This is a genomic window from Clostridium bornimense (assembly GCF_000577895.1).
Classification (GTDB): Bacteria; Bacillota; Clostridia; order Clostridiales; family Clostridiaceae; genus Clostridium_AN; species Clostridium_AN bornimense.
Genome location: NZ_HG917868.1, coordinates 1,581,798 through 1,597,303 on the forward strand (window position 1 = coordinate 1,581,798; position 15,506 = coordinate 1,597,303).

The following is a 15,506-nucleotide window of genomic DNA, read 5'->3' on the forward strand; positions in this document are numbered from 1 at the left end:
ATATCACTCTCCCTCCTTTGAAATACCAATTTTATTACCGTTCCGCATAGTCAAAAAATCTATGAACAATTGCACCATTGCTACCCCGTCATCATCTAAGTTTTCTAAACCATGAATCTGGCAATTGGGATGCATATCATTTTCTGATATATAACCTGCGGCTAACAATATTTCAAACGGGTGAAAATTTAAAGCACGTGCGATTTCACATAATGTTGCCCAATTAGGGTTTTTTCTAGTTCCGTTCTCAATTTTCATTATTTCACTGTCGCTTGAGCCACAAGCAATTGCTAACTTTTTAAGAGAAAGCCCCATGGCTTCTCGACGACTTTTAATCATTTGTCCTATCTCAGGCATCCTCTCACCTCTGCATCATCATATCACCTTCGCTGCCTTTTGTCAAGAACATCTTACTTAAACGCTGCTCAAAAGCAGCAATGTAGTAATTTTCAATTTAATGCACAGCTCTTCTCCTATACCCAGACCACATCTATTCTATCTCCACAACCCTATGAAGTTATCTAATCTGTCAACTCAACCCCACGCACTTTATTACAGTCGACCTGTTTCCTCAATAAACAAAAACAAGGATTTTCAAGATTGAAAGGCACTGCCAGACATCAGACAGAAAATCTTCCAACCTCGGAAATCCTTTATTTATCAGTACTTTGAATAGACTTTATTTCTCAACCCTTGACATCAAGACAACACACTCAACGTGTGGAGTGTTTGGGAACATATCCATCAGTTTCACTTTTTCTACTTCGTATCCATATTCCTTAAATTGTACTAAGTTATCAACTAAAGATACAGGATTGCATGAAACATAAATAATTTCTTTTGCATTGAATTTAACTAAATAATCTAATGCTTTTGGTGATACACCAGCTCTTGGTGGATCTACTATTATAATGTCAGGTTTAACCTTCAATGTTTTAATTACCTCACCAACATCTCCTGCAATAAATTCAGTATTATTTAAGTTATTTAGCTTAGAGTTAATTTTTGCACTTTCTACTGCTTCTTCTACAAGTTCGATTCCGATTACTTTCTTAGCATTCGGTGCAACAATCTGTCCAATTGTACCTGTTCCACAATATAAGTCAAAAACTACTTTATCTTCACTGTCTCCCATAAAATCTTTTACAATTGAATATAGTCTCTCGGCACCTTTCGTGTTTGTTTGAAAAAACGACATTGGCGTTATCTTAAATTTAAGATCAAATAACTTATCATAAATATAATCTCTACCATATAATATGTCTAATTTATCTATTATAACTGCTTCAGATAAACTATCATTACTTGTATGTAAAAATGATACTAATTCATTTTTTAGTGGTAATGACTTTATTGTATTAACTAATTCAGAAAAATCAACTTTCATCTGTGTAGTAGTAACAAGATTAATCATAAGTTCATTTGTATTTTCGCCTTTTCTTACTACTAAATTTCTAAGGAATCCTTCTCTAGACATAATTCTATAATGTGGTAGATTATTTTCTTTAGCAAACTTTAAAACAGCATCAAGGATCAATCTAAAATCATTATCTACTAGTTGACACTTATTCACAGTCAAAATTCCAAAACTTTTTCCTTTAGCATGCATACCAAGGGTTAATTCTCCTCCTTTTTCAAGGTCACCAAAGGTAAATTCCATCTTATTTCTATATTCAAATTGTTTTTCACTTTTTTCAATTCCTAAATACTCATAAGATTCTATTTTCTTTTGATTAAATAAATTTAAAACAGCCTTTTCTTTAAATTTAAGTTGTGTGGCATAATCGATAAATTGATGTGAACATCCTCCACATCCATCATTAAAATGAGAACATAGTGGTTCTATCTTATAATCAACCTCTTCAATAATTTCTCTTATAGGACATTCTAGTCTACCTTTTTTCTTTCTTCCACCAGAGACCTTTACCTTCTGTCCAGGAATAGCACCTTTTACATATATTTCTCTATCGTTATGTTTTGCTACTCCCATTCCTGGAAATGCTACATCTTCTATAAGTACTTCATATTCACGTCTTCTTTTTGCCATTTACTCACCTTATCCTAATATTTTTGCTGCTAAAAAATTTCCAACTGTTCCTTTTAATTTTGTAACTGGTGTAATTGTTAAATATAAAAGTGATATTATTACATAACATAAGAAATTAGCATACACTTTATATTCTGATACAATTTTATAACCTATAATATTCAAAACTAAATTAATTAGAACCATAATTATAGCAGAAATTAATGCAATAGATATAATATCTATCAAACTACTAATGAAATTCCACCCTAATCCTCTTTTCTTTTCCATATATATTCCTCCTTTATATTAAATGTATCCCGTATTGTAAATCCTAAATAACATCTTCAGTTTTAATACCAAAACCTATAATTTTATGTCAAATATATTATACCATTTAAATATGATATATAGAATTATTTTGTTTAAAATTTATTTCATTGTCAATAATTAAAATACAGGAGGTAGATAAATTGTTTCAAATAATTTTTAAATATGTTCTAATTTTATTTTTTATAATATCTTGTAAACTTATACTGTCAATTTTAAATGAATTTTTAAATGAGATAAGCTCACGTTATAAAAAGAAAACGAATCTATATAAAGATATGCTTTTAATTAATACTATGTCACCATTAGAATCTAAGTTACATTCTCTAAATGATTCAGAATTTAAAATTTTTATAAAGAAATTCTTATTATCTATTGGATATAAAAATGTTTTAAATTATGATAAGTCAGGTTTTCAATTTTTAACATATGATAATAATTCAAATTATCTAGTAAAATTTTTAGAAGACTCTAGAGATGAAGATTTTAATGTTAATAACTTCATTCTTTCTACAGTAGGTGCCTTAGTTATAGAAAATAAAACAAACGTTATTATCTTATCTCGTGAAAAAATAGATGAAGATATAAAAAAAGAACTGTCAAAACAGAAAAATTTTATGATTTTAGATAAACAATCTCTTCTTAATCAATGTTTAATTAATAACATAAATATATGAGGTGAAATATGTATACTTTTTTAATAATGATATTATCTATAGAGTTTTTTTTTATTTTGTTAAAAATATATAAAATTACTTTAGGATACATGAAACTTAGAAATATCTCATCTAAAATATCAAATAATATTATTTCAGAATCGGATCTCTCTAATCTATCACCAATAGAACTCTATAATTGGAGCAAGAGTTTATTTACTTCTATGGGATACTTAGAATTAAAAGATTTAGATGATACTTATATTTCTATTTTGTCAAAAAATAATACTTCATTTGCAATACTTTGTAAGCACTACATTGATGAAAATGACTTTTATAAATTCATTGGATCCATGCATGAAAATAATATTAGTAATGGCTATATATTATCTATATCATCTTATGATGATATAATTTTAGATAAGCTTAATATGTTACCCTCAAATTTTGATATAAAACTTCTTTCTAGCACTGATATTATAAATCTAATGCCCAATAATTTTTATAAAATAAGTTCTACTATATAAAAAACGCTACAATAATTGTAGCGTTTTTTATACTATGGTAAATCTTTCAATTTAGTTATTTCATAATTTAATGTATTGCCATTATATATATAACTCATTTTTTCTATATGAGCAGCTATTTTATTGGGCCATCCTGCATCTGTTGCATATTGATGCCATCCATAAACAGTATCCCATTTCATTTTAAAAATAGTATTCTGATTATATTTAGAGCTATTAACATAATTATCACTTATCCACTTTGCTCCACCTTCAATCGCCGCATTAATAGAAGTCCACCCATTTTCAAAAGCAAATTTTGCACCTTCTCCATTTGGATTAGAGTCAAAAGCTCTTATTCCAAACAAATTATATGTCATTACTCCATTATATGTAATACCTTTCGCCAACTTAGATGTTCCATATCCTGTTTCATGAATTGAATGCGCTAAAAGATATAACGGATCAAGATTATATTTTCTAGCTGCATCTACAAAAGCTTGCCCTTTTCCATTTAAAACTCCTCCATTATACGGAGAATTTTGTAAATAAGTATTAATGCTATTAGCATCTACATTCTTAAACTGATCTATTCTTATAAATTGATTTATGCTAGGATTATGTAATAATGTTTTAGCGTTAACATAATTAGCAACTTCAGATACCGGAAGTTTACCTGAAACTCCAGAAGCTACATTTCTATCTGCTTGTCCCGCTAAAAAGTCATTATAACTTTTACTAGTAGTAACAACATCATAATTTCTTGCTATAGATAAAGGATTTGTTGATATCCTTATTCTAATAGCTTCAACACGTAAGGCTAAACTAGTTGTCCCAGCCATCTGACCATTCTCTACCCACTCTTGCCATCCTGCATTTTCAAGATGCACTTGGTATTGAATTCTATATTGACTTGGCGCACCTTCCAGCCAAATTTTTATAGCTTCTATTCTGTTTCCACTACCAGGATTTCCAGATACTTGACCATTTTCTACAGTAGATGTCCATCCTATATTCTGAACATGAGTTTGATATTTAACTTTAATATTACTTGGTAAATTTCTTGTAGAAATAGCTATAGACTCTAATCTTCTTTTCTCCCCTACTGTCCCAGCTATATTACTTCCACTTACTTCACCAAGCCATCCTATATCAGCAGCATATGTATTATATGCAATGCTACTATCAGATAATACCACTTCGTTTTTAGGTACAATTTTTATTTCTATTGCCTCTAACCTTAAAGATTTTCCTGTAGTTCCAGCAATTTGTCCATCTTCTACCCATGGCATCCAGTCTATATCTTGGACATGAGCCCTATACTTTATACTATAATTTTCAGACCCATTACCTTCAAGCTTAAATTCAACTGCCTCTAATCTTAGAGATTTTCCTGTAGTTCCTAATATATTAGTACTATCTTGCCAATTAATCCAACCTATATCTTGTACATGAACCCTGGCTTTCAGTTTCATTCCTTCAATTGGATTAGTCAATTTAACTTGTAAAGCTTCTAATCTCAAAGCTTTTCCCGTAGTACCAGATGTTTCTCCATTCTTACACCATCCCATCCAATCTATATCCTGGACATGAGATCTATAAGTTACACCGACATCTGAATACGCCAATACTTTTGTACAAGGTATTAATGCTCCTAAAATAATAACTATAATAATAAATCCACCAAGTAATTTGTGACCATATTTTCTATTCATTACATTGGCCCCCCAAACTATTTAAATATTCTATTATCTATATTTTTTAGCATAATACCTATACATATCCTCAGGGACTTGTTACAAAACAAGTTTCTATTGTTACTCTGAAGACATCTTAGTATTTTTAGTAACCGAAAAATTATTTTGTTTAATATTTCTATAATAATAACTTAATAATATCAATTCATTCTATATGTACATGATTCCTATATTCTAATTAAATACCTTGAGGGAGATAAATAGATTTAACATCTTAATATCTCTACTCTTCGTCCCCTAGATAATCTTTTACTTTTTAAACTATCATTTACATAATTAGCACATCCTCTATCTCTAAGACATGAGTACTAACGGATATATTTAATCCATTATCTGATGTAAATTAGATTTCAATATACTTTAGAATTTTAATTCTAATATCTTCAACACTTAGAAATTTTTCTATCATTTCTGTAATCTCAACATCATAGACCCATTCTTATCTTCTATATTTTAAAGTTGTACTAAAACTAACATTGTAATCATTAAAAATCCAACAAAAATACTTAATATCTTCTTCATTTCACTTTCTACATACTAAAGTAAATCCCTGAGATTAATATTAAGGTATTAGTGCTTCGACTATATTTTACATTATTTTATTTTATCTTACAATAATTAAATTTAATCAAGTTCTAATTTTAGTAATTTTTTAGTAATATTTTTACAATTGATAGTTTGTCTAACTCCTTTTTATGAATTTGATTTTCCTATATTTAATATGTACTTTATTGATATTTCTCTTCAGATAAACCTATTATAAAATCATAAAAACTTTCTTCCATAACCGGAAGTTTATTATTAATTATATTATCACTTAAATATGAGTTGGATAAACCTAAAGAAAAAGCTGATACACTTACTTCTCTAACCATCTCATTAAAGTTAAACCAACTACAAGAACCAAATAATATTCTTGGTTGTCCATCATTTATATTGTTTAAATCCATCATTATAACATCTCCCTCTCCGGTCATTGCTATAGTTAATAGTCCATATCTTAGAAGATAGGCTGATGGTGATATAGTGGTATTTACATACCTAATTTCTTTTATACTTAGCAAATCAATATATCCTGATAAATATGGTAAATCATTTGGTTCATATTGTTTATAAAACTCTATTATTTCATCAGGAATAGAATATTTCTTTATATTCTCTAATTCCTCTTCAGAATATACTATAGACATCTCCGCCATAGATTCATATAAATTCTCTAAAGTTATTATATCTATATCCTTAGCTCGTTTTAACGCCATTTCAATTTCAACTTCTGCTAATCCCTTATCTTTAAGCATTTTTTTAAATTTACTTATAGCATAAATATAATCCATAACTCTTACTCCTTTGTTAACTTCTATTTTTTATATTTTATCATAAATAATAATATATGATATAATAATATTAAGTTTATATTTTCACATTAATGTATTATTAATACATATTATATTTATCATATAACTATAAACTATGGAAGGACAGATGGATATGGTAGACCTAAAACGATATCATAGAATAGGCCGAATTCCCAAAGGTGTTTCTGCTATTGTTGGATTCACTTATTCTGGCAATGTTTATGCTTCTCCTGGAGTATTAAAGCACATTCGTAAACGTCACTCTAAGCAATTATCAAAAAAAATATTATGTAATTTGGAATCTACTATTAAAGATATTATTCAAAGTCCTCATTTTGTTGGAGTAAATGTTTCTAGTAAAGGTGTTAGCTTGGAGTTGATAAAAAAAATAGATTTGCCAATATTGTTAGCATTAGATATTGATAAAAAACAAAATTATATATATGTTGCATCCATGTATCCTATTTCATCTTCAAAAGTTGAAAATCGTATTCACAATGGAAAGCTTATGAAAATAAAATTTTAAAACACTTTATTATTTATGATTTATGTATTATAATTAATTAGTTGTTAACTTTGAGGTTGGAAATGGCACCCAATACGCTACTTAGTAGTAACCAGAGATACAGGATACGCCGCCCTGTCAAGGTTGTAAAAGATTGGCAAACATATAATTTTATGTTGCCAATCTTTTTATTATTTTACAATTTCATATATTAATTTATATTCTTCATATACGTCACTAATAATAATAACATCTTTAAGCTTACTTAAAACAGACTTTCCAGCTTCTTCGCTATTACAATAAATAGTTGCCAATTCCTCTCCCTTTTTCACTTTATCCCCTATCTTCTTTTTAAGTACTATCCCTACTGCTAAATCTATCTTTGAATCCTTAGTTTTTCTTCCGGCACCTAACTCCATAGCTAATAATCCCACATCTTCAGACAAAATCTTAGAAATATATCCTTCTCTATCACTATTAATTATTAATTTAAATTTACTTTTAGGTAGTAGTTCTTCATTATATATACTAGATGAATCTCCTCCTTGAGACTCTACTAACTCTTTTAACTTATTTAAAGCTTTGCCATTAGTTAAATTTTCTCTTAATAGTTTTTTAGCTTCTTCAACAGAATGTGCTTTTTCACTAAGCACAACCATCTGTGCTCCAATTTCTAAAACTAATTCCTCTAAATCTTTTGGTCCATTGCCTTTTAACGTATCTAAAGCTTCTTTTACCTCTAAAGCATTTCCTATAGCAAATCCTAGTGGTTGGTCCATATTGGAAATTATAGCTACAGTTTTTCTGCCTAGTTGTTCTCCGATAGATACCATCTCTGTTGCCAGATTCTTTGCATCTTGCAAATTCTTCATAAATGCACCATCACCGACTTTAACATCTAGGACAATTGCATCTGCTCCAGAAGCTATTTTTTTACTCATTATACTAGAAGCAATAAGAGAAATATTGTCAACCGTAGCAGTAACATCCCTTAATGCATACAATTTTTTATCAGCAGGTGCTAACGACTTTGTCTGTCCTGCAATTGCAATTTTTATATTATTTACATTATTTATGAAAGTATCATTGTCTAATTCAACAGAGAATCCTTTAAATGTTTCTAATTTATCTATAGTTCCTCCAGTATGACCTAAACCTCTACCACTCATTTTAGCAACTGGTATTCCTAATGAAGCCACCAATGGAGCTAAAACTAATGTAACACTATCACCTACTCCTCCTGTAGAATGTTTATCTACCTTAATGCCTTCAATTCTGCTCAAATCTAGAATATCTCCAGAATGAGCCATTGCCATAGTAAGATCTGCCGTCTCTCTTTTATTCATTCCCTTAAAGAATATTGCCATCATAAGAGAAGATACCTGATAGTCAGGTATCTCATCTTTATTAAATCCATTTACAAAAAAATTTATTTCTTCTGTAGTTAATTCAAGACCTCTACGTTTTTTAAGTATGATATCATACATTCTCATAGATATTAAACCTCCATAATAAACTCTTCAATTAGTTTAATAAACTTATCTTTAGCTTTATTGGCAGTTGCTATAACAGCTGAATGCTCTAATGGTTCAAGAGTATCCCATAAAGCCATATCTGTAATAACTGAAATTCCGAGGATCCTCATAGAACCATGACTTGCAACAATAACTTCTGGCACTGTAGACATTCCTACTGCATCTCCACCTATAATTCTAAGCATTCTAAGTTCTGAGGGACTTTCATAATTAGGTCCTGTTACAGCGGTATAAACACCCTCAACTAAATTAATTCCTAAATTAGTCCCTATTTCTTTAACTTTATTTATATATTCTTTATCATAGCAAGAACTCATATCTGGAAATCTAGGTCCAAACTCTTCTATGTTCTCACCTATAAGAGGATTATCTCCTGTCATATTGATATGGTCTGTTATAACCATTAAATCACCTGGTTTAAATTCTGGATTCATGCCACCAGCAGCATTAGATATTATTAAATTTTTAATATTTAGCTTCTGTGCCACTCTAATACCTATAGTAACATCTTTCATATTATGACCTTCATAATAATGAAATCTACCATTGAATGCCAAAACTTTTTTCCCAGATAACTCCCCTATTATTAACTCTCCTTTATGTCCAACTACTGTTGCTTTAGGAAATCCCGGTATGTCACTATAAGGAATAGTTATAGGATTCTCTATTCTATTTGCTAAATCTCCAAGTCCACTTCCAAGTACTATGGCAAAATCTATGTCGCCATTATATTTTTCTGCTATAAGTTCTTTTGTATTGTTGACTTTATCTAACAAACTCATATTATAGACTACACCTCTTTTATTATTTCTTTTATCAATGCTATAAAATCTTTTTTAACATTATTTGAAGTTTCAATAACTTCCTCATGATTTAATGGTTGATTTAATACTCCTGCTGCCATATTAGTTATACATGATATTCCAAGTATGTTCATCCCACAATAATTAGCTACCATAGCTTCTGGTGCTGTAGACATTCCTACAGCATCTCCACCTAAAATTCTTATCATCTTTATTTCTGCCGGTGTTTCATAACATGGACCTGATGTCATGTAATAAACACCTTTTTTCAATTCTAAATTTAATTTTTTTCCACACTTCTCAGTTACATCTATTAATCTATCATTATATATTTTGCTCATATCAGGAAATCTCGGTCCCAATTCATCATTGTTTTCTCCTATTAAAGGATTTACTCCTGCTCCATTAATTTGATCACTTATTATCATTAAGTCCCCAGCATTGAAGGTTGTATTAACTCCTCCTGCTGCATTAGTTATTACAATATCATTTACTCCTAATAATTTCATTATATATATTGGTAATGCAATAATTTCTGGATTATGCCCTTCATAATAGTGAAATCTTCCTTGCATCATAATTACATCTTTCCCCGAAAGTTTTCCTATAACAAATCTTCCTTTATGACCAACAACCTTAGATATTGGCATATGAGGAACATCTTTATAATCTATATAAATTGCATCTTCAACTTCTTCTGCAATATCTCCAAGACCACTTCCTAATATTAAAGCTATACTAGGAGTGGAATTTATTTTTGATTTTATATATTCTACTGATTCTTTTATAATTTCACTTTTCATTTTAATTCTCCCTATTTAACTAATTTATCTTTAAAAGATACTCCATTTAAATTATTATCTATATTTAATAAATCAAGTATAGTTTTTCCAATATCACAAAAACAGTCTCTTATTCCTAAATCAACATTTTCATTTATATCTTTTCCGTATACTATAAGAGGAATATATTCTCTACTGTGATCTGTTGATTCTGTAGTGGGATCACAACCATGATCAGCAGTTATTATCAGTACATCATCATCATTTATATTTTCCATTATTTCAGGCAATCTCATATCAAAGTATTCTAATGCACTTTTATATCCTTCTACATCATTCCTATGACCATATAGCATATCAAAATCAACTAAATTAGTAAAAATTAAACCTTTACTTTCCTTTTTCATTAACTCAATAGTCTTATTTATTCCATCTTCATTATTTTTAGTATGAATTGACGATGTTATTCCTTTACCACAATAAATATCATTTATCTTCCCTACAGCATCTACTTCCATACCACTATCTTTTATGTACTCTAAGAAAGTTTTTGAAAATGGCTCTAGAGCATAATCATGTCTTTTAGCAGTTCTTTTAAAATGTCCAGCTTCCCCAATAAAAGGTCTTGCTATTACTCTTCCTACAGTATCATCACCGATTAACATATTTCTAGCAATCTCACAAAATCTATATAACTCATCAACACTTATAACATCCTCATGAGCTGCTATTTGAAACACAGAATCTGCTGATGTATAAACAATAGGATATCCAGTTTTAATATGCTCCTCACCTAATTCTTCTAATATCTCTGTTCCTGAAGCTACTTTATTTCCTATTATTTTTCTTCCTATTTTATTTTCAAAATTTTTAATAATTCTCTCTGGGAAACCATTAGGGTAAGTCTTTAATGGTTTTTCTAAAATAACTCCACCAATTTCCCAGTGGCCTGTTATAGTATCTTTGCCATTTGAAGCTTCTGCACATTTACCAAATGCACCCATTGGACTTGATACCTTCTCTAAACCTTTAATACCTTGAATATTGCCAATTCCTAATTTCGAAAGATTTGCAAGATTAATTCCATTACATCTACTACTTATATTACCAATTGTATTACTTCCTACATCATTATATTTATTTGCATCAGGTAACTCTCCTATACCGACACTATCTAGTACTATTAAAATTACTCTATTTGTCACTACAATCTCTCCTTCCTTCATCTTTCATTTTACTACAATAATAATATAAAGCATAGCCTAAATAAAAGCTATGCTCTTGGATGATTTTTTATATATTCATCTACGATTTTTCTGTTTTTTATTGCTGATTTATAAACTTCAGCACTATTCAAATAAGTTAAACCTAAAAGTTCTTGAACAACTGATATATCTGCTCCATTTTCTAAAAGATGCATTGCAAAAGAATGTCTTAATACTGTACAGTTAATTTCTTTATCTATATTTATCTCTTTAGCATATTCCTTGATAATTTTCCAAAATCCTTGTCTAGTTAATGGTTCTCCTTTAACATTTAGGAAAACATATTCACTTTGAAATTTATCTAATTCTTTTCTATATGATAAATATTTTTTCATTATATTTACACAATATCTTCCAATAGGTATAAATCTCTCTTCTTCACTTTTATTAAAGAGTAAAAAATGATCTTTAAGGTTTATATTATCTAATTTCAAATTAATTAACTCTGTAACCTTAATACCTGTTCCATACATAATTTCAATCATTGCTTTATCTCTTATACCTTTTACTGTATTTTCATCTGGTGCATCTATAAGTTTTTCTATTTCATCATATGTAAGATATTTAATATCTATACGCTTCGAACTTCCTACAGTTTTTATAATAAAAGGATTTATATTTACTTCTCCTTTAGTTACTAAAAAGGAATAAAACTTTTTTAATGATGATATATTTCTTTTTATTGTATTAAGAGATTTCTTTGAATTTTTCAACTCTATAACATATCTATTTCCCCATTGTTCTGTTACATCTTTTATATCTAGATTTTTACTAATAATATACTCCATAAATAACTTTACATCTCTTTTGTAATTTTCTAATGTATTTGCAGACAAATTTTCTCTCTTTAAATAATTTTCATATTCTGATAAATATTCTTCCATATAATACTCCTAATTAAATAACTTAATGAAATTTGGTGAAACAAAAGTCTCATAAGCCACTCCTAACATTGTTATTCCAATAATAATAACAAATAATATAGTATACCTACCTATATTAGTTAATAATTTATTCCTCCATGAACCTTTATCCTTTAAAAGGGACATGGAAAATTGAATACTAAGTACTGATGCAACTATTAACATTAAGGTATAAATTATGTTAGGAATGATAGTAGTTAAAAATATAATTGCTATAGACTTTCCGCCTATTTCTGAAATAAAAAATACTGTAGTGAATCCTAAAGTAAATCCTTTTACAAGAGAAATTATAAGTGTAAAAGGAACTCCTATTACTGTTAACCCTAATAACCATATAAGTACTAAAATCATAAAATTGTTTATAAATGTTTTTATAAATAACTCTTCATAAGGTATATCTATTTTTCCTATACTCAAAAAAGAATTTATGTAACTCTTTAATTCTTGTTTTGAAAAATCATCCATATATAAAACTGTATATATACCTAACACAACACCTGTGCAAATAAAAAAAATAACAATAACATAACTTAAAAAATTATCTCTACAATGTTTTTTTATAAATTCATTAAACCTAATTCCTTTCATGACTTTACCTCCTATTGTTTTACTAAAATATATGTAAACAAGGAGATAAATATTCCATATTTTATAGGAACATCAATGCTGCAATAGTCTTTCCATCAATTATATCACCATTTCTTATCATTTTCTTTATATCGTTAACCTTTATTTTTTTTACATTAATGAACTCATCATCATCTCCACCTTTGAAGCCACTATTTAACTCTTCACACTTAAAATAATAAATATATTCATCACAAAACCCTGGAGCCGTAACAATTTTCCCTAGGTATTCAAATTTATCTGATAAATAGCCTGTTTCCTCTTCTAATTCTCTCTTTGCTGTTTCTATTATTTCTTCTTTATTTTCTATTTTTCCAGCTGGTAATTCTAAAGTAACTCTATCTATAGCTTTCCTATATTGTTCTACCATGATTAATGTCTCACTATCATAAAAAGCTAATACAGCTACACCACCTGGATGTCTTATCACTTCTCTATTAGCTATATTACCATCAGGTAGCTTTACTTGTAATTGTGATATATTTATAAATTCCCCTCTATAAACTATTTCTTCTCTTAAAGTATTTTCTTCTAATTTCATTACATTTCTACCTCTTATCAAAATAATATATTTATATTTTATCATAAAAATCAAATAAACTGTGCAGAAGTAAGGTATTGTAGTGAATGGTGAATAGTTTAGGTGAAAATTCCTCATAGGAATTTCCACTACAGTTGTGAATTGTAAATAAAAAAAAGGCTCTCGTCTACAAATTTTCATTTGTTATTACGAGAGCCTCTTATTTATTAATCTGTTAACATCATATTATCAATAGATTGACCTGGTGGAACTATAGGTGTTGCCATTTCTTCATGATTAATAATCACTTCAAGTAATCCAGGTCCATCATGTGCTACAAATTCATGTATAGCGCCTTTAACATCTTCATTCTTCTCTATTCTATTACTATATATTCCGAATCCATTTGCAATTCTTGCAAAACTTGTTTCTGGATACATTACTGTTGAAGATAATCTACCTTCATAAAATAAATTTTGCCATTGTCTTACCATTCCAAGTGAATAATTATTAAATACAATTACTTTAACAGGTAAATTATATTTAAAAATAGTATTTAATTCATTTATATTCATAAGTGATGAACCATCGCCAGCTATATCAAATACCATTTTCCCAGTACCAATATAAGCTCCAATAGCTGCACCTAGCCCATAACCCATTGTTCCAAGTCCACCAGATGTAATAAAGGTCTTTGGATTTTTATAATTATAACTTTTTGATGCCCAAATCTGATGTTGTCCAACTTCTGTTGCAATTATAGCATCACCATTAGTTTCCTTCTCTAACATTTGTAATACATAATGTGGATCGATAGGTCCTTTTGCACTTCTATCTCTATTCTTTTTCTCTATTTCAACTTCTATAAGTTCTCGTGCATACTCTGTCCATTCATTAGCATCTCTATTTTCCACTTTCTCATTTATCTCTTTTAGAATCTTTTTAACATCGCCTATTAATGATGTATATGCTTCAATATTCTTAGATACCTCAGCCTCATCAATGTCAATATGAAGAATTTTTGTATTTGTTGCAAATTTATTTGGATCACTAATAACTCTATCAGAGAATCTTGCTCCTAATACAATTATAAGATCAGATTTTTGAATTAATCTGTTAGCAGCTACACTTCCATGCATTCCAACATATCCTGCATTCATCTCATAATACCCATCTATAACTCCTAATCCCATCATAGTTTCTGTAATAGGACATTTTAGTTTCTTTTGCAACTCTAATATTTCCTCAGTACATGGTGATGCATTACAGCCACCACCTACCATCAAAACAATCTTCTTACTCTCATTAATCAAATTTAATGCCTTATCTAAAGATGCTTGTTCAATTTCTAAATTAAAATCATCTTTATTAATTTCTATTGGTTCATATTCTGCTAAATTTGCAGTTACATCCTTTGGTATGTCTATAAGCACTGGTCCTTTTCTACCAGTAGTTGCAATTCTAAAAGCTTTTCTTATGGTATCAGCTAAATCTTTAACATCCTTAACTATAAAATTGTGTTTTGTTATTGGAAGAGTTATTCCTACAATATCTACCTCTTGAAATGAATCTTTACCAATAAGTGATGTAGGAACTTGTCCTGTAATAGCTACCATAGGAACTGAGTCCATATACGCATTTGCAATTCCAGTGACTAAATTAGTGGCCCCTGGACCTGATGTTGCAAAAACAACCCCTACTTTTCCTGTAGCTCTTGCATAACCATCAGCTGCATGAGCAGCACCTTGTTCATGAGAAGTCATATAATGAGTTATATCTTTAAAATTATATAATTCATCATATATATTAAGTACTGCTCCTCCTGGATATCCAAAAACTGTATCTACACCTTGTTCTTTTAAACATTCAAGTAATATTCTAGCTCCTCTTACTTTCATGCTAAGCCCCCCTATACT

Annotated in this window: 16 protein-coding genes; 3 read left to right on the forward strand and 13 right to left on the reverse strand. The window is 29.1% G+C overall.

From position 1 onward, the window contains the following. Positions 1 to 3 precede the first annotated feature (3 nt). The 3 genes from CM240_RS07030 to CM240_RS07040 all read right to left on the reverse strand — a co-directional run bounded on the left by CM240_RS07030 (position 4) and on the right by CM240_RS07040 (position 2,317). On the reverse strand, positions 4 to 357 hold the full coding sequence (locus tag CM240_RS07030; protein ID WP_039236610.1) for a helix-turn-helix domain-containing protein: 354 nt from the start codon (positions 355 to 357) through the stop codon (positions 4 to 6). Positions 358 to 679: 322 nt separating this feature from the next. Beyond that, complete coding sequence (gene rlmD, locus CM240_RS07035) at positions 680 to 2,047, reverse strand: 23S rRNA (uracil(1939)-C(5))-methyltransferase RlmD (RefSeq protein ID WP_044037746.1); 1,368 nt, start codon at positions 2,045 to 2,047, stop codon at positions 680 to 682. Positions 2,048 to 2,056: 9 nt separating this feature from the next. Further along, entirely contained in the window at positions 2,057 to 2,317 is a 261-nt protein-coding gene (locus CM240_RS07040) for a hypothetical protein (protein WP_044037748.1), read from the reverse strand. 182 nt (positions 2,318 to 2,499) lie between these two features. Between CM240_RS07040 and CM240_RS07045 the strand changes: the two genes are divergently transcribed. Together CM240_RS07045 and CM240_RS07050 are read left to right on the forward strand one after the other, a co-directional pair. Further along, a complete protein-coding gene (locus CM240_RS07045; RefSeq protein ID WP_044037750.1) occupies positions 2,500 to 3,033 on the forward strand; it encodes a hypothetical protein in 534 nt (177 codons plus the stop codon). A gap of 8 nt (positions 3,034 to 3,041) precedes the next feature. Next, a complete protein-coding gene (locus tag CM240_RS07050; protein WP_044037752.1) occupies positions 3,042 to 3,539 on the forward strand; it encodes a hypothetical protein in 498 nt (165 codons plus the stop codon). Positions 3,540 to 3,571: 32 nt separating this feature from the next. Here the strand turns inward: CM240_RS07050 and CM240_RS16860 are convergent, their stop codons facing one another. Further along, positions 3,572 to 5,233 (reverse strand): glucosaminidase domain-containing protein, encoded by a 1,662-nt coding sequence (locus tag CM240_RS16860; RefSeq protein ID WP_051483741.1) that lies wholly within the window; start codon positions 5,231 to 5,233, stop codon positions 3,572 to 3,574. Between the two features lie 770 nt (positions 5,234 to 6,003). Further along, complete coding sequence (locus tag CM240_RS07060) at positions 6,004 to 6,609, reverse strand: SMI1/KNR4 family protein (protein WP_044037754.1); 606 nt, start codon at positions 6,607 to 6,609, stop codon at positions 6,004 to 6,006. Between the two features lie 148 nt (positions 6,610 to 6,757). Here CM240_RS07060 and CM240_RS07065 point away from each other — a divergent pair, with 148 nt between their 5' ends. After that, entirely contained in the window at positions 6,758 to 7,156 is a 399-nt protein-coding gene (locus CM240_RS07065) for a PBECR3 domain-containing polyvalent protein (RefSeq protein ID WP_051483742.1), read from the forward strand. Positions 7,157 to 7,326: 170 nt separating this feature from the next. Here the strand turns inward: CM240_RS07065 and CM240_RS07070 are convergent, their stop codons facing one another. The 8 genes from CM240_RS07070 to ilvB all read right to left on the reverse strand — a co-directional run bounded on the left by CM240_RS07070 (position 7,327) and on the right by ilvB (position 15,488). Beyond that, positions 7,327 to 8,628 carry a pyrimidine-nucleoside phosphorylase gene (locus CM240_RS07070; protein WP_044037756.1) on the reverse strand — a complete coding sequence of 434 codons (1,302 nt, stop codon included), beginning with the start codon at positions 8,626 to 8,628 and terminating at the stop codon, positions 7,327 to 7,329. A gap of 5 nt (positions 8,629 to 8,633) precedes the next feature. Continuing rightward, the gene (locus tag CM240_RS07075; RefSeq protein ID WP_044037758.1) at positions 8,634 to 9,452 is read right to left on the reverse strand and encodes a purine-nucleoside phosphorylase; all 819 of its coding nucleotides are present in this window, start codon (positions 9,450 to 9,452) and stop codon (positions 8,634 to 8,636) included. An 8-nt stretch (positions 9,453 to 9,460) separates the two neighbouring features. Then, positions 9,461 to 10,276, reverse strand: coding sequence for a purine-nucleoside phosphorylase (locus tag CM240_RS07080; protein ID WP_044037760.1), 816 nt, complete (start codon positions 10,274 to 10,276; stop codon positions 9,461 to 9,463). Positions 10,277 to 10,287: 11 nt separating this feature from the next. Beyond that, entirely contained in the window at positions 10,288 to 11,460 is a 1,173-nt protein-coding gene (locus CM240_RS07085) for a phosphopentomutase (protein WP_156930523.1), read from the reverse strand. Positions 11,461 to 11,528: 68 nt separating this feature from the next. Next, complete coding sequence (locus tag CM240_RS07090) at positions 11,529 to 12,404, reverse strand: tyrosine-type recombinase/integrase (RefSeq protein ID WP_044037764.1); 876 nt, start codon at positions 12,402 to 12,404, stop codon at positions 11,529 to 11,531. A gap of 9 nt (positions 12,405 to 12,413) precedes the next feature. Further along, complete coding sequence (gene spoIIM / locus CM240_RS07095) at positions 12,414 to 13,031, reverse strand: stage II sporulation protein M (protein ID WP_044037766.1); 618 nt, start codon at positions 13,029 to 13,031, stop codon at positions 12,414 to 12,416. A 61-nt stretch (positions 13,032 to 13,092) separates the two neighbouring features. Next, the gene (locus CM240_RS07100) at positions 13,093 to 13,611 is read right to left on the reverse strand and encodes an NUDIX hydrolase (protein WP_044037768.1); all 519 of its coding nucleotides are present in this window, start codon (positions 13,609 to 13,611) and stop codon (positions 13,093 to 13,095) included. A 206-nt stretch (positions 13,612 to 13,817) separates the two neighbouring features. Then, positions 13,818 to 15,488, reverse strand: a complete 1,671-nt coding sequence (gene ilvB / locus CM240_RS07105) for a biosynthetic-type acetolactate synthase large subunit (RefSeq protein ID WP_044037770.1) — start codon at positions 15,486 to 15,488, stop codon at positions 13,818 to 13,820. Positions 15,489 to 15,506: the final 18 nt, after the last annotated feature.